This is a genomic window from Neptuniibacter halophilus, assembly GCF_030295765.1.
GTDB classification, from domain to species: domain Bacteria; phylum Pseudomonadota; class Gammaproteobacteria; order Pseudomonadales; family Balneatricaceae; genus Neptuniibacter; species Neptuniibacter halophilus.
Genome location: NZ_AP027292.1, coordinates 3109314 through 3126940, shown reverse-complemented (window position 1 = coordinate 3126940; position 17627 = coordinate 3109314). Strand labels below are relative to the sequence as shown.

Below are 17627 nucleotides of genomic sequence, written 5' to 3'. Positions count from 1 at the left end.
GAACAGGCAACGCCACGCTGTAAAGCCGCAAAGGGTCAGCGGCCGCAGCCGCTGAAGCACAACCACTTATCTGCCCTCATTGCGGGCTCTGGTCGAGTTCGCTGGCTTTATCGCCTCCGGCAACCGAATAACGGATCGGGGCGTTACGTGTTTTCAGAAAATCCTCCACGCTCTCGCCGCGCATGCTGGCATACACCTCGATATTGGAAACTCCCACCACCGGGGCCATCTTTTCCAGTACAAAGAAAGTAACACCGTAGTGAATCATCTCGATCCACTGCTGGTTACGAATCATGGTCTGCTCTTCTGTGGTGAGGTTGTATTCCTGCATCAGCCCTTCCAGATCGCTGACAAAACGCGCGCGGTGTTCAGGAATCACAATCCGGTGCAGAAAATCATTGATACGATACGCCTTATGACTGCGCGCCAGCGTAAATGGATGGGTGCCGGAGAGCTTTTCGACACCGGCCAGCTCAGAGCCAATATGTTCCCGGTAAACCTCAAGATCGGCTTCATCCGGGGCATCCCCGAGATCCTCATAAATCAGCGTGGCGATATTGCACATCGAGGGCAGATAGCTGGTCTGATGTACTTTGTTCACCTTATCTGACAGGGCACCGCGCATAATCAGCCACATGATCACTTCGGCACCTTCCATACCGCCCTTTTCAGCGTATTCAGCCAGACGCATCCCGGTCAGTTGCTCCGGCTTGTGCTGCAGCAGTTCGAGAAACTCGTTATCCCAGGCTTCACTGGTAAAACCGCAGCGTTCGCCATGCACCTGATGCGATAAACCGCCGGTCGCTACAATCGCCACATTAAGATCTTCCGGGAAGCTCTGTATCGCCTTACGCAGAGAGCGTCCCAATTTGTAGCAGCGCCGCGCGCTGGGTACAGGGAACTGCAACACACCCACCTGCAACGGCACCACCGTACCGGCCCAGCCTTGCTGCGTATCTTCGGCAATCATCGAAAGCGGTGAGAAAAAGCCATGATCCAGCGGTTTCTTCTGAAAGAAGGACATATCAAACTCGTCTGCCACCAGCGCCTGACCAATATGCTGTGAAAGCGCCAGATGCCCCTCCACCGGCGGATAGTCACGCGCCCCGCCCCCTTCATCGGCGGTCTCATAACGGTCATCAATCCCCAGAGCAAAAGCAGAATAATGATCAAAGAAAAAGGAGGTAATGTGATCGTTAAAGATCATAAACAGCACATCAACCTGCTTTTCGCGGACCCACGTCTGAACCACCGAAAAGCCCTCAAAGATAGGCGCCCAGGCTGGGTCGTTCTGTTTATTGGTATCTTTTGCAAAGGCAATGGTGGGGGAATGGGAGGCACCAATGCCACCAACGATTCTGGCCATACTCGACTCCGGTTGTTATTTCCTGAATAACAGCAGCTTAAAATCGCAGTATTTTAGAAACAATCCGCTAAAATAGAACGATTCGTTTCTATTCAGAAACACCATCAGGCAGACATCATATGAACTGGAACATCGACGACATCCCGCTGTTTATTGCCACGGTGGAGCACAAAGGCGTGTCGGCGGCAGCGGCACATCTGCAACTGGCAAAATCCACCGTCAGCAAAGGCCTTAACCGGCTGGAACAGGCGCTGGGCTTACGCCTGCTGGAACGCAATTCACGCAATATCAGGATCACCGCCGAGGGCGAAACCTTCTACCGTCACTGCCTGCAGATCATGCAACAGGTTGAGGAAACCGAGGCCGCTATGTCTGGTCTGCAGGCGGAGCCCGGCGGTCGTCTGGTGGTTGCCCTGCCCATGGCATTTGGCCGGGAAATAGTCGCCCGGCACCTGCCCCGCTTTCGCCGCCAGTTTCCGAAAATTGAACTGGAGATCATCATTACCAGCCACCCGGTGGATATTATCCGCGATCAGATCGATCTGGCGGTGGTGATCGGCGAACTGGCAGATTCGGAACTGATTGCCACACCGCTCTACCAGAGCCGCCTGCTCTGGGTTACCACACCCGCTTACCGCGACAGCCATGAACTGGGCAGCAGTACCGAAGCCCTGCAAGGTCATATCCAGATCTGTGAACAGCGCTACCGCCATAGCCGCTTTCCGGTGCGTCAGGCAGAGAGTCGCAAAACCATCAACCTCAGCCGGGGGATCATCCATGTAAATGACCCGATTGCCGTTCGTGAGGCGCTGCTCAATGGTGGCGGCGTTTCTTTGCTGCCGGATCAGTATTGCAAACCCTGCCTCGCCTCGGGCGAACTGGTTGAGGTGTATCCCGAGGTTCAGTTTGAAGCGAGCGCGGCGGTACTTTCGGCGGTCTATCCGCAACGCCGTTTGATGTCGAAAAACTGCCGGGTATTTCTCGAATTCCTGCGCGAATTATGTGAACAGATCTGAAACTAACCACTATCACGCTGTTTGCGGAATGCACCCGGTGAGAGTCCGACCCGGCGTTTAAAGAAGCGTGAGAAATAGGCCGGGTCCTGAAACCCCAGATCGTAGGCGATCAGTGAGGCGGGCGCGGCGGTGTAGATCAGATAACGCTGGGCTTCGAGTACCAGCCGGTCCTGCAGCAGTTCGCTGACCTTTTTACCTGATACGGCATTGCAGGCACGACTCAGCCCCATCGGCGTGGTATTGAGTTGTTCTGCGTACCAACTGGCCGGACGATGTTCGCGGTAGTGCTGCTCAATCAACTGACACAGCGCTTTGTAACGCTGTTCGTAGCGGCTGCCGCTGTCGTGACTGGCGTAAGCACTTTTCAGCTTGCGACCGATGCGGATCAGCAATGAGTAGAGCAACCACTCAAACATCACTGTTTTTCCCGCAAGATCGTCGCGGTATTCCCGTTTCAGATCGGCGATCTGCTGATCAATCAGCTCAAGGTCCGCGTCCTGTTCCTGCAACGGTATCACCAGAGCCCGGCTGAACAGCTCATCGTAAAACGGGAAACGGTGCTGAAACTGCTCATCCAGCACCAGCAACTGAGAAACGGTAATCACCGAGCCTCTGGTTTGCTCACGACTGAATTGAAAGCCGTGCACCACGCCACTGGGAATGGTGATCAGACAGGGGCCCTGTTCGATCTGCTCCAGCCCGTCCAGATGAATCCTGACTTCGCCATAGCGGACATAGATAAGCTGGAACATCTTCGGGTGGGTATGGATATTGATGGTCCAGTCAAACAGCTCCGCCCGGGTGCGGATATCCTCGATATGAATAAATTCCGGGTCAGAACGGGATGTATCCTCACTGTAGAGTGAGTAGGTCGAGATCCGGGAACCGGCAGCCGCCCCGGCAAGGCTCTGCCCTCTTTTCAACGAGTCAGACATAACAGGTGCAGATCGGGTGTGCTGTTAATTAATACCATCAGTCAAAGCATAGCCCAGTCAGTTCAGCGCACTAACAGCGCTATGAAACAGCCGGTTCATCTCCGTGCAACAACGGTGTCAGGATTTCAGCCGCTGCACGAAAAGCTTCCTGCGCTGCCGGTGCGCCGCAATACACAGTGCTCTGCAGCAGAACTTCACGCAACTCTTCCGGCGTGCAGCCATTATTCAGCGCACCGCGCAGATGGCCTTTGAGCTCCGTTTCTGCCCGCAGCGCCACCAGCATCGCCACCGTTACCAGTGAGCGCTCTTTGCGACTGAGCTGATCACGCTGCCACACCGAACCCCAGGCGTGGCCATTGATCCACTCCTGCAATGGTTCGGTAAGCGGTGTCACCTGGGTCAGCGCCCGATCAACAAACTCATCACCCATTACTTCACGCCGGGTGGTTTCACCGGCACCAATCGCCTTATCTGTCATGGTTATGATTCTCCTTCATCAAAATACTGAGCCGGAACGCGCGGTTCCGGGTGTTGTTATTCGCAGCCCTTTGCCAGACGCTGCTGCAGCCAGCCAGAAAACGTTTCTGCCGCCGGATTCTCACGACTGCGGCGGGGCGTTACCAGATAGTAGTCGAGCCCCTGCAGTTGCGCACTCAGATTATCCAGCCCCGGTTGGAGCCAGCCATTGTGCAACGGGTTATGCAGCAACGCACGGCTGAGAATGGCAATCCCCTGCCCTGCCAGCGCCGCCTGCAGTACCTGATTTTCATCATCGAAACTGCGCAGGTTGATACCCGCTTTACCCTCAAACTGCTGGCGTAACAGCGGGGCAATCTCTATCGCCGGCAGGTTCGGGTTTTTCCAGGTCGTGACAAAAAAATCCAGATTGCTGCGCCCGGAAAGCGACGTCCAGTAGTCAGCGGTGGCAAAGCACCCCAGCGCTTCGTGCAGCAGTAAGCTGTGCCCCGGCTGAGGAGTAAAACGACCGTAACGGATCGCCAGATCGATGCTTCGGTCTCGCTCCAGATCGCTGATCCGGTCATCGGCTTTTATCTGCAGATCGATCTGCGGGTGTTGCCGCTGGAAGTCAGCCAGTTGTGGCACCAGCCACATGGCAGCAAAAGAACTGGTCGTGCTCAGGGTAAGCCGATTTGGCGTGTCGCTGAGCGCGTTCACTGCCAGCAACAGTTCCTGCATCAGGTTATGGCTGACCGCAGCCAGTTTCTCCCCCTCCCGGGTTAAGGAAACGGCCCGGGTCTGACGCTGAAACAGTTTCACCTGTAACCGCTCCTCAAGACTACGTATCTGGTGCGAGACCGCCGTCGGGGAAACATTCAGCTCCGCTGCGGCGGCTTTAAAGCTCAGCAGGCGGGCAGCGGCCTCAAATGTCCGGATACTGGTCAGGGAGGGTAAGCGTGCAAACATAGCCAACCTATAGATGAATTTAAGTTATCTATGAGAAAAATATAACCTTTTGTCAGTCAAGTCCAGCCGGCGCACACTGAGCTCACTGATGACTAAGGAGATAGCGATGAAAACCCTGTTAAGAATTGATTCAAGCGTGCGCCGTACTGATAACCCCGTGGCTGGACATAATTCAATCTCTAAGCAAATGGGTGACAGATTCATCCAGCAATGGATGAATTCAGATCAGCCCGGGCGACTGCTGCAACGGGATCTAGGCCTCAACCCGCCGGGGTTTATCAGTCAGGACTGGATCGCCTCGGTATTTACCCCGCCGGCGCAACGCAGCGCTGCGCAACAGGCCCTGCTCGAAGAGTCCGATCGGTACATAGAAGAGCTGGATCAGGCCGACCTGATTCTGCTCACCGCACCGATGTATAACTACGGCATGCCCGCTGTGCTCAAAGCCTGGTTTGATCAGGTGGTACGCATCAACAAAACATTCTCATTTGATCTGGCCCGTGGTGACTTTCCGCTGGAACCCATTATGTCTGGCAAAACGCTGGTGCTGATCAGTTCCAGCGGCGAGTTTGGCTTTGAGCCCGGCGGTATCCGCGAAGAGATGAACCATCTCGGCACGCATATTCAGGTGCTGGGCAAGTACCTGGGAGTAGAACAGTTTTATGAAGTACGGGTGGAATATCAGGAGTTCGGCGATCAGCGCCATCAGGACTCTCTGCGCCGGGCGCAGAAAGATATTGATGAGCTGGTCGCCGGGTTAACCCGCTAAGCCTTTTTCTGCGCCAGTATAAAGTCGCGGTATTTCATATCCTCGCTGAGAATATGCTGGCGCCACCAGCGGTTCAGATAGCTGTTCACCGAATCCCCGATAATAAAGGGGCTTTGCGGAAACCGGGCGTAGGTTGAACGAATAGTTTCCAGCCATTCGTTAAACTCCGCATGGCGCTGCTGGTGCTCGGCCAGCCCGGGATAACCACAGGCCAGCATATACTCCTCTTCCCGGCTGAAATGCTCTTTGGTGTAGCGTTTCAGCCGATCCAGAATCAGGTTGATATAGTCATGGCTCATGTTGGCATGATCCAGCTCCTCAACTAACTGGAACAGATCCTTATGATCATCATCAATCGCTTCATCGCCGACGCTGAGATCATGGGTCCACTTTACCGTTTCCATTTACGCTGCCTCCTTAAAGCAGGCCCAGAGCCAGGCTTGGGAAGATAATGATCAACGCCAGACGCACAAGATCTGACAGTACAAAGGGGAACACGCCCTTAAAGATCTCTTTGATCGGGATGCTCGGCGCTACCGACTTGATCACAAACACGTTCATCCCCACCGGCGGCGTAATCAGACCCAGCTCAACGGTAATGACCGCAATAATACCAAACCAGATCGGATCAAAGCCCGCCGCCTGAACCAGCGGGTACACCACCGGCACGGTCAGCAGCAGCATCGCGATACTGTCCATCACACAGCCGAGCAGGACAAACAACAGCAGTACGCAGAACAGCACCATGTAAGGGCTCAGTTGCAGGCTGTCGACCAGCTCCACCAGACTGAACGAGATGCGCGATACCGAGAGGAAGTAACCGAATATCTCAGCACCGATGATCATGAAGAAGATCATCGCCGACATAAACAGGGTTTCCTGCACCGCATCGACAAACTGGGCAAAGTTCATACCCCGGAACAGCGCGATAAAGAAGGTACCCGCCGCTCCCACAGAGGCCGCCTCAGTCGGTGTAAATAAACCGGCATAGATACCGCCGATGATCAGCGCGAAGACACCGGTAAAGGGTACCAGACCTTTCAGGCCCACCATCTTTTCGATAAAGCTGGTGCGTTCACCCGGCTGCGCCAGTTCCGGTTTCAGGGACACCACAATCGCAATGGTGACGCAGTAGAGCGCCAGCCCCAGCAGGCCCGGAATCACACCGGCGATAAACATCTCACCGACCGATTGCTCAGTGATCAGCGCATACAGCAGCAAAGCGATAGACGGCGGGATCATAATCCCCAGCGTACCGCCCGCCGCCAGCGTACCGGACGCCAGTGACTGGGCATAGCCGTTCTTCTCCATCTCCGGCAGCGCCACACGGGACACATACTCGCCGCCGTCGCCATAGAGGAGCCGGAGATCGCCGAAAATATACCGCAGGAGGTTACGCCCGCCAGCGCCATGCCGCCACGCCAACTGCCAAACAGCTTGCGTGCCCCCTCAAACAATTCCTGTGACATCCGTGCTTTGGAGGCAAACACCCCCATCAGGATAAACATAGGAATCGGGCTGAAACTGTAGTTGGAGAGGGTCTCAAACGGACCGCTTTCCAGAATCGCCATCGCCGGCTGAAATGCCACAATGGCTGTGAATCCAATAAACCCGGTCGCCGCCATCGCCATAGCGATCGGCATCCGGACTGCAATCATACCGAGCATCCCCAGTATGCAGATAAGACCGATCAGTGAAGCACTCATGCGACTTTATCCCCTCTCCAGAAAAACAGACAACGCAGAGAGATCAGCAGCGCCGCCAGCGCCAGCATGGCGGTGGCAAAAGAACTGATCGCGTAGAAGTAGTACAGCGGAATCAACAGATCCTGAGTGGTTTCACCGCTCATCTGTGCCTGTCCGACCGCATGCCAGAAGCGATAGCTCATTCCGGCACCCAGCGCGACAAATCCGAGCATAAACAACCCTTCGAGGATCGCTTTACCCCGCGATGGCAGCGCTTCAGTAAACAGATCAACAATCACCTGTGAGCGCCCTACCGAGAACGGCAGTGCAAACAGCACCATGATCAGAAGACCATATTTGATCAGCTCCACCCCACCGATAAAGGTCAGATCCAGCGAACCATCTGTCATTTTGAACAGCGTTCGGGTCACCACATCGGCAAGAGTGATAAACATCATAGAAACAAGGATTACGCCGCTGATCACATGCATGGTGTAGGTCAAACGATCAAACAGCTGGCTGAACGCCTTCATAACTCTCTCCAGTCAGCAAATAGCAGGCAGGGCTGAGCCGGTATCTCAGATACCCGGCACGGTAGCAGCTTAGCAGACCCTGCCGGGCCAGACCGGGAGCCTCAGCCTTAGCCGGGGCTCCGGTGTAGATTAGTTACAACTCGCAGCCAGTTCCTGGGCGCGGGCGTAAACTTTACGGGCTGGCAGACCTTTGCCTTCCAGTTCTGTCAGGTATTCTTCGGTAGCCTTCTCAAGCACCGGTTTCCAGGCAGGGTTTTCACCGCCACCCTCAACGGTGTAGATCTCGTGACCGGCTTCAACCGCCTGAGCACGACCTTTCACGTCCTGATCATCAAACACTTTTGCAGAGATCTGAGACCACTCACTACCGGAGTTATCATCGATCACTTTCTGCAGGTCAGCAGGCATGCTGTTGTATACATCTTTATTCATGGTTACCACAAAGGAGAGTGCATACAGACCGCCTACCTCCGTGTGATGTGAAGTCAGATCGTTAATACGGAACACTAACTGACCTTCCCATGGCAGGGATACACCATCAATCACGCCACGCTGTACGGACTGATAGGCCTGTGGTGCTGGCATACCAACCGGCTGAGCACCCAGACCTTCGAGCAGTTTTGCCACCACCGCCGTCGGGCGACGGATGCGCAGGCCCTCAAAGTCTTCAGGGACTGTAATCTGCTTCTCAGTGGTATGGATATGACCCTGACCGTGGGTGAACATGAACAGCGGTTTAGTCTCTTTATACTCATCGCTGATCAGGCCTTCGTCATACAGGCTCTGCAAAACACAGGAGCCCTGCGCCGCCGTTTTTACAATACCCGGCAGTTCAACGACCTGAGTCAGCGGGAAACGGTTGGCGGTGTAACCCTGAACGGTCAGCGTCACATCGGCGATGCGGTTTTTGACTGCGTCGTACTGCGCCGGCGGTTTAGCCAGCGTGGAAGAGGGATACACCTCAACCTCGATACGCCCATTGGAATCCTTTTCAATTTTTTCAGCCCAACCCTCAGCAATCACTTTATGCTGACCCGCCACAGGTGGGAAAAAGTGCGCCAGTCGCAGGGTGTACTCGGCAGCCTGAGCAGGTGCCTGAACCATCATGGCGGCCGTCAGCGCCAGAGCGGATTTCAGCATTGGCTTTTTCATTAGAAAGCTCCTCAGAATTATTATTATTACTATTTTCAGGTTAAGTTTCTTTTCTCTTGAACTCTGTCTGTCTAATCAGCCTGAGATTCAGGCAAATTCTTCCGTATCAATCTCCGCCTGGGTGACGTCGTTGTAACGTCCGCCCACCACAGTGTGCTGATTGATAATCTGATCCAGCCGGGTAAAGGCTTCGTCACTGAGGCTGATCGCCCCGGCACTGAAGTTCTCTTCCAGATGGTTCAGGTTGGTGGTGCCGGGGATGGCAACAATGTTGTCGCTGCGACCCAGCACCCAGGCCAGCGCCAGTTGCGCCAGACTGCAATTTTCCTGTTCTGCCACCACAGCTACCTGATCGAGCAATTGCAGGTTGCGGGCATAATTCTGCGGGTAGAAGCGCGGCATATTGCGACGCAGATCTTTCTCTGCGAGCAGTGACACATCACGCAGCTTACCGGCCAGAAAAGCCCGGGCCAGCGGACTGAACGCAACAAAGGTCACGCCCAAATCAGCGCAGGCATCCAGCACCGCGATCTCCGGGTTACGGGTCCAGAGTGAGTATTCGGTCTGAACCGCCGCAATCGGATGTACCGCATGCGCCTTGCGCAGCGTGTCTGCTGAGATTTCCGAGAGGCCTATATCGCGGATTTTGCCCTCTGCAACCAGATCAGACAGCGCACCCACGCTCTCCTCGATCGGTACATTTTTATCCCAGCGATGCAGATAGTAGAGATCGATCACGTCGGTCTGCAGACGACGCAGACTGTCTTCGCAGGTCTGCCGGATCATATCCGGATGCCCGTTGATCTCTCTGACCCCTTCAGCGTTACGGAACATGCCGCACTTGCTGGCGAGGACAAACTCACTGCGACGTGCTTTAACAAACTTGCCCAGTAGTTCCTCGTTATGACCGAAACCGTAAAGCGCAGCGGTATCGAGCAGGTTGTAGCCCAGATCCAGCGCGTTGTTCAGCAGCTCTCCCGCCTCTTTTTCCGATGGCGGAACCCCGTAGGCGTGGGACAGGTTCATGCAACCCAGTCCTACCGGAGCAGAAGTGAAAGAACCCAACTTACGTGTCATCATTCGAAGAACTCCTTGATAATTTATTCAGCCGCGTTGAGGCACTGTTCCAGACGATCCAGCGTATCCATCGCCGGGAAGCACTGTGACAGGCTACTGTTCGGTTCACGGCCTTCGCGGATCGCGGCGAAAAACTCACGATCCTGCAGCTCAATGCCGTTAAAGGAAACAGCAACACCAGACAGATCGACCGGATTACCGTGACCGTCTTCCAGATCATCATAACGGGCGATGTAGGTGCCTTTGTCACAGATGTATCGGAAGAAGGTGCCGAACGGGCCATCGTTATTGAATGACAGCGACAGTGTGCAGAGTGCGCCACCCGGCGTTTTCATGCCGATGCTCATATCCATGGCGATTCCCAGATCGGGATGAATCGGGCCCTGCATCGCCTGAATCTGGCTGGCGGTTTCGCCGGTCTGATACTGGAACAGGTCAACCGTGTGACAGGCGTGGTGCCACAGCAGATGGTCAGTCCAACTACGTGCTTCGCCCTTGGCATTGGTATTCGTGCGGCGGAAGAAATAGGTCTGTACATCCATCTGCTGGACTTTCAGCTCACCCGCCTGAATTTTGTCGTGAATCCACTGATGACTCGGGTTAAAGCGACGGGTGTGACCCGCCATCGCGACCAGCCCGGTTTCTTTCTGCAACGCGACGATCTTCTTCGCGTCTTCGATGTTATCGGCCATCGGAATTTCTGTCTGGACATGCTTACCCGCCTGCAGACACTGTGCGACCTGAGCGGCATGCATCTGGGTCGGCGTTGCCAGAATCACACAATCCACATCATCACGCGCCAGGCTTTCTGCCAGATCAGTGGTGTAATGAGGGATGTTATGTTCAGCAGCAAACGCCTGCATTTTTTCGGCATTGGTACCGACCACGGAAACCACTTCAGCGTCTTCAATCGCGCTGATCGCTTCCAGGTGCTTCATACCAAATGCGCCAGCAGCGCCTGCAATACATACTCTCATCATGGTTTGTTCACTCCGTAATTGGTCACGCTGACCCGCCATAGCTGGTCGATCTTTCCCTAAAAGCTATCACTGGCATCCGGGGCTGGATAATTAAATAACCGGGACGGCTATTCAATTTTTATATAGACAGATATTTTTTACTGGTCATCTAAATCCCCTGCCTGACTCGCACCACGCAATCGCTCCATAAACGAAAGCTGCGTATTTGTTGGCCTCCAGCTACGTCTTACGGTAAGTCCAATAGGCCGATAAGCATGCGGAAGCTCATAAGGAACAGGCTTAAGAATACCGAGTGATAATTCATGCTGAATCTGGTGTTCAGAGATCAGGGTGAGTCGGTCGCTGCCCAGCAGCAGGGAGCGGATCAGCACCTGAGAGCCACTCTCGACTAACCGTTGCGGCGCCTCTGTTCCGGCTTCGCTGAACAGCGATTCAAAAATCGCCCGGGTCGGCGTACCGCTGTGCGGCACCACCCAGGGGTATTTCTGCAGGGTCTGGATATCGACCTGTTTCATTTGGGACAGGGGGTGATCAGGCCGCGCCACCACCGCAACCGGCGAGGAGAATAGCTCCTCCTGCTGTACATCATCAGCGGGCGCCGGGAAGCGCAACGCACCGAGCAGGATATCGATATCACCGTGACGCAGGTGATAGAGCAGATCATCATAAGGGCCATCGTTCACCTTGATACGAAAATCCGGGAACTGCTCCGAGAAACCGATAATCGCTTCCGGCAATAACGAGGTTCGCGCCAGCGGCATACTGCCGATCACCAGTCGACCGATCTCACGGTTATGCAGTGCATCCACCTCATCTTTGCCCTGACGAATCTCGGCAAAGGCCAGCTTACAGGCTTTAGCCAAAGCGCGGGCCGCCTTACTTGAGCTGATACCGGTACTGGTTTTCTCGAACAGGACCACCTCCAGAACCCCCTCAAGCTCGCGGGCAGCACGGTGCAGTGAGGACTGAGAGATACCCAGATTACGTCCGGCAATACTGAAGTTATGTGCTTCGGTGACGGCCACCAGCGCCCTGAGCTGGGTGGTGGTGAGTTGTTGCAGCAGGTGCCCCGGCTGAGCCTTACTCCCTCCCAGACGGACGGCACCTTTCAGCCCGGCCTGTAACATCTCCATGGCCCGCTTCACCCTCACGGCAAAGATTTCACCGGACTCACTGGCAAACATCCCATCACTGCGACGCTGGAACAATGAAGTGCCCAACGCCGCTTCCAGTTTCGCGATCGCCTGAGTAATCGCGGGCTGTGACAGAAACACTTTTTCCGAGGCTTTACTAATACTCTTACAGTCAACCACCTCAAGAAATACCCTGAGATGCCTGATATTCGGGACTTCAAACGCCATGATACCGCTCCGGAAAATGCTTTAAAAAAACATAGCCTATCTCAAAAACTAATACCAACACTTTAAAAACTGAATAGCCAGCAAGGCAAATTGAGGCAGATACTGATGAGCATAAAGCAACCGGTTCAGCACACCGCTGACAGGCTTCACAGGTAACAGGAGATCTCCGAAGATGATTATCGATTGTCATGGACACTACACCACCACCCCACCCGGCGTTGGCGAATACCGCGATCAACAGAAGGCTGCTGTGGCCAGAGACCCTTCTTTCAAAGGTAGCAAAGGCAAGGTTGTTGTCTCTGATGACGAGATTATCGAAAGCATTGAAGGCAACCAACTGCGCCTGCAGCAGGAACGCGGCACCGACCTGACTATCTTCTCCCCGCGCGCCAGTTGGATGGGCCATCATATCGGGAACGAATACACCAGCCAGTACTGGACCGAGCATCAGAACGATCTGATCCGCCGGGTATGCGACCTGTTTCCGAAAAACTTTGCACCGGTAGCACAACTGCCCCAGTCACCGGGCGTTGATCCGGCTAAATCTGTACCTGAACTGGTGCGCTGCGTTGAGGAGATGGGCTTTATCGGCTGTAACCTGAACCCGGACCCGTCCGGCGGACACTGGCAGGATGCCTCACTGGCCGATCGATCCTTCTACCCGATTTATGAAAAGATGTGCGAACTGGACGTACCGGCCATGATTCACGTCAGTGCCGCCTGTAACGATTGCTTCCACACCACCGGCTCCCACTATCTGGGTGCCGATACCACCGGTTTTCAGCAACTGGTGATGTCAGACGTGTTTAAAGATTTTCCGGATCTGAAGATCATCATCCCCCATGGCGGCGGTGCTGTGCCTTATCACTGGGGTCGTTTCCGCGGCCTGATGCAGGATCAGGGTTACGAACCGCTGGAGATCTCCGCACTGAAGAACATCTACTTCGACACCTGTGTTTACCACCAGAAAGGGATCGACCTGCTGCTGGATATTATCCCGACCGAGAACATTCTGTTCGCTTCCGAAATGATCGGTGCGGTACGCGGGATCGATCCGGAAACCGGACACTATTTCGATGACACCAAGCGTTACATCGACAACAACAGCAAACTCAGCGCTGAGCAGAAGCAGATGATCTTTGAGGGCAACGCCCGTCGTGTCTTCAGCCGCCTGAAAATCGCAGAATAATAAGAGAGACAGGAGCCTCCGATGCAGGAGAATATCGTAGTACAGACTATCAAACGGGCTGACCCGGAGGTGATTGCCGGGCTGGCCAGATGTGGTGTTGCCACCGTGCATGAAGCCCAGGGTCGTCGTGGCCTGCTGGCCGATTATATGCGCCCGATCCAGCAGGATGTCAGTGTGGCCGGTTCCGCCGTGACCATCTCCGGCGCGGCGGGAGATAACTGGATGATGCATGTAGCCATTGAGCAGTGTCAGGCCGGCGACATCATGGTATTTGCCCCCACCTCCCCTTCAAACTTCGGTTTTTTCGGTGATCTGCTGGCCACCTCCGCTCAGGCTCGCGGTGTGGCCGGTCTGATCATTGAAGGTGGCGTCCGTGATACCCGGATTCTGCGCGAAATGAACTTCCCGGTCTGGTCGAAGCATATCTTCGCCCAGGGCACCATCAAAGAGACGCTGGGCTCGGTCAACGTACCTCTGGTCTGCGCCGATGAGCTGATCCATCCGGGTGACATTATTGTCGCCGACGATGATGGCGTAGTGGTCGTCCGTCGTGAAGAAGCCGAAGAAGTACTGGCCGAAGCACTGGCCCGCGAAGCCCGTGAAGAGGAGAAACGGGTACGCATGGCCAACGGCGAACTGGGTCTGGATATCTACAACATGCGCCCGCGTCTGAAAGAGAAAGGACTGAAATATGTCTAATAAAGCCCGCTGCATGTGGATGCGCGGCGGCACGTCTAAAGGCGCCTACTTCCTTGCTGAAGATCTGCCTGCGGACACGGCCGGGCGCGATCGCTTCCTGCTACGGGTGATGGGTTCACCGGACACGCGCCAGATCGACGGAATCGGCGGCGCTGATCCGCTCACCTCAAAAGTTGCGGTGGTCAAGAAATCCCAACGTAAGGGAGTGGATGTGGATTACCTGTTTCTGCAGGTGTTTGTTGATCAGGCAATCGTCACCGATGCCCAGAACTGCGGCAACATCCTCGCTGGTATTGGCCCTTTCGCGATTGAGCGCGGACTGGTGCAGGCCGGACAGGAGAACACCCGGGTCAGCATCTATATGCAGAACACCGGCCAGATCGCCATTGAGGAGGTGCCCACCCCCGGCGGCGTGGTGAGCTATCAGGGCGATGCCCGCATCGACGGCGTGCCCGGAACGGCTTCCGCCATTCCGGTGACCTTTACCGATACCGCCGGCTCCAGTTGCGGTGCCCTGCTGCCCACCGGTAATGCGGTGGACACCATCGATGGGGTTGAAGTGACCTGCATCGACAACGGCATGCCCGTGGTGGTAATGCGCGCCGAAGATATGGGCATCACCGGCATGGAATCCCGCGAACAGCTTGAGCAGAACGAAGCCCTGAAAACCCGGCTTGAGTCGATCCGTCTGCAGGCCGGACCGATGATGAATCTGGGCGATGTGACCCACAAATCCGTGCCAAAAATGACCATGGTCAGTGCCCCGCGGAGCGGCGGTAGCGTTTCGACCCGCACCTTTATTCCCCATCGCTGTCACGCATCAATTGGCGTACTCGGTGCGGTCAGTGTCGCAACCGCCTGCATTCTGCCCGGCTCTCCGGCCAATGCAGTGGCTGACCTGCCGCAAGGTCAGCAGAAGACCATGCCGGTAGAACATCCGATTGGCGAGATGACCGTAATCCTGACCCTGAATGATCGGGGTGAAGCGGAAAACGCTGCAATTCTGCGCACAGCCCGTAAACTGTTTGATGGCGACGTGTTCGCCGACTGATTTTGATAGGTACCCCAATGGATCCAGATTACTTACCTTTTCATGCCAACCCGAGCAAACCGACTTTCCGCGCACCGGTGGGTGCCGTCGATGCCCACTGTCATGTGTTCGGTCCGGCAGACAAGTTTCCCTACCATCCAAAGCGTAAATACACCCCCTGCGACGCGTCCAAACAGCAACTGTTTGCCCTGCGTGATTACCTCGGTTTCAGCCGCAACGTGATCGTGCAGGCATCCTGCCACGGCACCGATAACGCAGCACTGATCGATGCCCTGCAAACAGCCGGCAGTCTGGCTCGCGGTGTCGCAGTCGTCGACCCGGAGATCAGCATGCAGGCGTTGGAAGCGATGCATATCGCCGGGGTCCGTGCAGTGCGCTTTAACTTTGTGAAGCGTCTGGTAGACAGCACACCAAGAGAGGTGTTTCTGGGGATTGCAGAAAAGATCCGCAAGCTGGACTGGCATATCGTGGTCTACTTCGAGGCACCGGATCTGGAAGACCTGATCCCGTTCCTGAAACAGCTCAACACCACCATTGTGGTCGACCACATGGGCCGCCCGGATATCGCTAAAGGCGTTGAGCATGAAGAGTTCCAGCGCTTTATCAACCTGATGGCTGAAAACGAAAACATCTGGACGAAAGTAAGCTGCCCGGAGCGTCTGACCCTGACGCCACCGGATTACAGCGATGTGGTACCGTTCGCCCGCACGCTGGTAGAACGGTTCCCGGACCGGGTTCTCTGGGGCACCGACTGGCCACACCCAAATATGAAATCCCACACACCGGATGACGGCCAACTGGTCGATGTGATCCCGTTGATCGCGCCAACAGAAGAGCTGCAGCGCAAACTGCTGATCGACAACCCGATGCGCCTCTACTGGGAAAGCTGAAACTGATCACGCAGCAGAGCCAGCCTCTGCTGCGTCGTTTCCTGCTCAGAAAAGCGGATTAGCTTAATCCCGTCAGCTTGCAGCGCATCAGCACTGTTGCTGTCTACCTGCCAGCCCTCCCCTTCGATACTGACCACCGCCGCCACCTGATGTTTGGCACATAACGCCAGCAGCTCGCTCGGATAATGCAGAAGCACATTCAGGATCCGCGTTTTATGTTGCCAGGGTTCCTCGTTAATCAGGGCCACCACGTCAAACCGACCACTCTCCTGCAGCTCACGCAACAACGAATAGCTGGCCGGCCCGGTGCCGGTGAGTATCAGCCTGCGACGCTCATCACTGCGCCCACGGCGAAACCATTTTGCGAACAATGCACTCTCCTGATCGGTTACTGGCAACACAGTATCCTCTGCCCTGACAGAAATCACTTATGAAAAATCCCTCAGACGTGAATATTTTTTGCGAACACACCTGTCTGTGTGCCCTCGCTTAAGCTACCCTGATGCCAGCAAGGAGATCCTATGTCAGAACTAGCAAACATTACCGGCTACCACGCCCATATCTACTTTGATTCCACCACGCTTAAACAGGCCGAAGCCCTCTGCCTGCGTGCCAAAACTGAGATGGGGACCACCATGGGTACCGTGCATCAGAAGCCGGTTGGCCCTCACACCGAATGGAGCTGCCTGCTCACCTTCCCGCCTGAAAAAATCGCTGAGATGCTGCCTTGGCTGATCCTCAACCGCAACGGTCTGACGGTGTTTCTGCATCCTGAAACCGGCGACAATCTGGCTGACCATACTGAGCACGTTGTCTGGCTCGGTGAGAGCAAGCCACTGAAAACAGAGATGTTTCTTCCTGGTTGAACGCAACACCGCCATTCTGTACTAGGCTGATAACAGAACGCAGGTTTCATAATAATTAAGGCCAAGGTAAAGACCATGCAATGCATCACAGTGGCGGAGCTCCCGGCGGAGATCACCCCGGCTTACCTCGCTCAGGGCTCCCTTTTCGGCGCTCTGGATCTGGACTGCGTCAGTTTTTTGCTGCAGCAGGGTGAGATTCTGCAACTTAAAACCGGCGAAAAGCTGTTTGATGTGGGCCAGCGCGGCGATGCTTTCTTTATCGTCCTCACCGGCCAGTTGGCGTTTTATAAACAACATCAGTCTGAACTGCTGCATACCCGCGATATCGGCTTTGGCGAAGAGATTGGTTTTGTCTCCATGATCGCCCTGCATGACCATGTGGGTTACGCCTGCGCCAGTGAACCCAGCCTGATTCTGAAGATCAGTTGCAACCTGTTTGCCGACCTTCAGCAACAACACCCCGAAGCATTCGGCATCCTGCTTCTCAACCTCGCCCGGGATATGGCCCGCACCATCCGTAAGCTCAGTAACGCGCTGGTCGAAATCGAATGTGAGGCCCGGGAGTAAATAAAGCCACACTCTCTCCGTTAACTGGCAATCACAACCCATCTGCTTCAGAATCTCCTTTCTTAA

Annotated in this window: 19 protein-coding genes and 1 pseudogene; 8 read left to right on the top strand and 12 right to left on the bottom strand. The window is 55.1% G+C overall.

The window, feature by feature from the left end; translation table 11 throughout:
- Positions 1 to 76: 76 nt before the first annotated feature.
- On the bottom strand, positions 77 to 1366 hold the full coding sequence (locus QUD59_RS14600; protein WP_286237870.1) for a gallate dioxygenase: 1290 nt from the start codon (positions 1364 to 1366) through the stop codon (positions 77 to 79).
- 119 nt (positions 1367 to 1485) lie between these two features.
- Between QUD59_RS14600 and QUD59_RS14595 the strand changes: the two genes are divergently transcribed.
- Positions 1486 to 2382 (top strand): LysR family transcriptional regulator, encoded by an 897-nt coding sequence (locus tag QUD59_RS14595; RefSeq protein ID WP_286237868.1) that lies wholly within the window; start codon positions 1486 to 1488, stop codon positions 2380 to 2382.
- A gap of 2 nt (positions 2383 to 2384) precedes the next feature.
- Here QUD59_RS14595 and QUD59_RS14590 read toward each other — a convergent pair whose 3' ends face one another.
- The 3 genes from QUD59_RS14590 to QUD59_RS14580 all read right to left on the bottom strand — a co-directional run bounded on the left by QUD59_RS14590 (position 2385) and on the right by QUD59_RS14580 (position 4742).
- The gene (locus QUD59_RS14590) at positions 2385 to 3317 is read right to left on the bottom strand and encodes a helix-turn-helix domain-containing protein (RefSeq protein ID WP_286237867.1); all 933 of its coding nucleotides are present in this window, start codon (positions 3315 to 3317) and stop codon (positions 2385 to 2387) included.
- A gap of 79 nt (positions 3318 to 3396) precedes the next feature.
- Positions 3397 to 3795, bottom strand: coding sequence for a carboxymuconolactone decarboxylase family protein (locus QUD59_RS14585; RefSeq protein WP_286237866.1), 399 nt, complete (start codon positions 3793 to 3795; stop codon positions 3397 to 3399).
- A 56-nt stretch (positions 3796 to 3851) separates the two neighbouring features.
- A complete protein-coding gene (locus QUD59_RS14580; protein ID WP_286237865.1) occupies positions 3852 to 4742 on the bottom strand; it encodes a LysR substrate-binding domain-containing protein in 891 nt (296 codons plus the stop codon).
- Between the two features lie 88 nt (positions 4743 to 4830).
- Here QUD59_RS14580 and QUD59_RS14575 point away from each other — a divergent pair, with 88 nt between their 5' ends.
- Positions 4831 to 5511 carry an FMN-dependent NADH-azoreductase gene (locus QUD59_RS14575; protein WP_286237864.1) on the top strand — a complete coding sequence of 227 codons (681 nt, stop codon included), beginning with the start codon at positions 4831 to 4833 and terminating at the stop codon, positions 5509 to 5511.
- Here QUD59_RS14575 and QUD59_RS14570 read toward each other — a convergent pair.
- The 7 genes and pseudogenes from QUD59_RS14570 to QUD59_RS14540 all read right to left on the bottom strand — a co-directional run bounded on the left by QUD59_RS14570 (position 5508) and on the right by QUD59_RS14540 (position 12299).
- Complete coding sequence (locus QUD59_RS14570; protein WP_286237862.1) at positions 5508 to 5915, bottom strand: bacteriohemerythrin; 408 nt, start codon at positions 5913 to 5915, stop codon at positions 5508 to 5510. The genes QUD59_RS14575 and QUD59_RS14570 overlap by 4 nt on opposite strands.
- Positions 5916 to 5928: 13 nt before the next feature.
- Positions 5929 to 7217 (bottom strand): annotated as a pseudogene (locus tag QUD59_RS14565) (TRAP transporter large permease).
- On the bottom strand, positions 7214 to 7729 hold the full coding sequence (locus QUD59_RS14560; protein WP_286237860.1) for a TRAP transporter small permease: 516 nt from the start codon (positions 7727 to 7729) through the stop codon (positions 7214 to 7216). Before QUD59_RS14560 ends, QUD59_RS14565 begins: the two are co-directional and overlap by 4 nt.
- Before the next feature lie 129 nt (positions 7730 to 7858).
- Positions 7859 to 8881 carry a TRAP transporter substrate-binding protein gene (locus QUD59_RS14555; RefSeq protein WP_286237859.1) on the bottom strand — a complete coding sequence of 341 codons (1023 nt, stop codon included), beginning with the start codon at positions 8879 to 8881 and terminating at the stop codon, positions 7859 to 7861.
- An 87-nt stretch (positions 8882 to 8968) separates the two neighbouring features.
- Positions 8969 to 9961, bottom strand: a complete 993-nt coding sequence (locus QUD59_RS14550) for an aldo/keto reductase (RefSeq protein WP_286237857.1) — start codon at positions 9959 to 9961, stop codon at positions 8969 to 8971.
- 20 nt (positions 9962 to 9981) lie between these two features.
- Positions 9982 to 10935, bottom strand: a complete 954-nt coding sequence (locus tag QUD59_RS14545; RefSeq protein ID WP_286241037.1) for a Gfo/Idh/MocA family oxidoreductase — start codon at positions 10933 to 10935, stop codon at positions 9982 to 9984.
- A 140-nt stretch (positions 10936 to 11075) separates the two neighbouring features.
- A complete protein-coding gene (locus QUD59_RS14540; RefSeq protein ID WP_286237855.1) occupies positions 11076 to 12299 on the bottom strand; it encodes a LysR family transcriptional regulator in 1224 nt (407 codons plus the stop codon).
- Positions 12300 to 12471: 172 nt separating this feature from the next.
- Between QUD59_RS14540 and QUD59_RS14535 the strand changes: the two genes are divergently transcribed.
- Genes QUD59_RS14535 through QUD59_RS14520 form a run of 4 tightly spaced genes read left to right on the top strand, consistent with a single transcriptional unit; the run spans position 12472 to position 16128 of the window.
- A complete protein-coding gene (locus QUD59_RS14535; protein WP_286237854.1) occupies positions 12472 to 13488 on the top strand; it encodes an amidohydrolase family protein in 1017 nt (338 codons plus the stop codon).
- A gap of 21 nt (positions 13489 to 13509) precedes the next feature.
- Entirely contained in the window at positions 13510 to 14187 is a 678-nt protein-coding gene (locus QUD59_RS14530) for a 4-carboxy-4-hydroxy-2-oxoadipate aldolase/oxaloacetate decarboxylase (protein ID WP_286237853.1), read from the top strand.
- Positions 14180 to 15238: a 4-oxalomesaconate tautomerase gene (locus QUD59_RS14525; protein WP_286237852.1), complete on the top strand. Its 1059-nt coding sequence runs from the start codon at positions 14180 to 14182 to the stop codon at positions 15236 to 15238. The genes QUD59_RS14530 and QUD59_RS14525 overlap by 8 nt, the downstream gene beginning before the upstream one ends.
- A gap of 17 nt (positions 15239 to 15255) precedes the next feature.
- Positions 15256 to 16128, top strand: coding sequence for an amidohydrolase family protein (locus QUD59_RS14520; protein WP_286237851.1), 873 nt, complete (start codon positions 15256 to 15258; stop codon positions 16126 to 16128).
- Here the strand turns inward: QUD59_RS14520 and QUD59_RS14515 are convergent.
- Positions 16113 to 16526: a nucleoside-diphosphate sugar epimerase/dehydratase gene (locus QUD59_RS14515; protein ID WP_286237850.1), complete on the bottom strand. Its 414-nt coding sequence runs from the start codon at positions 16524 to 16526 to the stop codon at positions 16113 to 16115. The genes QUD59_RS14520 and QUD59_RS14515 overlap by 16 nt on opposite strands.
- Positions 16527 to 16649: 123 nt before the next feature.
- On the opposite strand from QUD59_RS14515, the gene QUD59_RS14510 reads away from it, so the two are divergent.
- Positions 16650 to 16994, top strand: a complete 345-nt coding sequence (locus tag QUD59_RS14510) for a DOPA 4,5-dioxygenase family protein (protein ID WP_286237849.1) — start codon at positions 16650 to 16652, stop codon at positions 16992 to 16994.
- 75 nt (positions 16995 to 17069) lie between these two features.
- The gene (locus tag QUD59_RS14505; protein ID WP_286237848.1) at positions 17070 to 17561 is read left to right on the top strand and encodes a Crp/Fnr family transcriptional regulator; all 492 of its coding nucleotides are present in this window, start codon (positions 17070 to 17072) and stop codon (positions 17559 to 17561) included.
- Positions 17562 to 17627 lie beyond the last annotated feature (66 nt).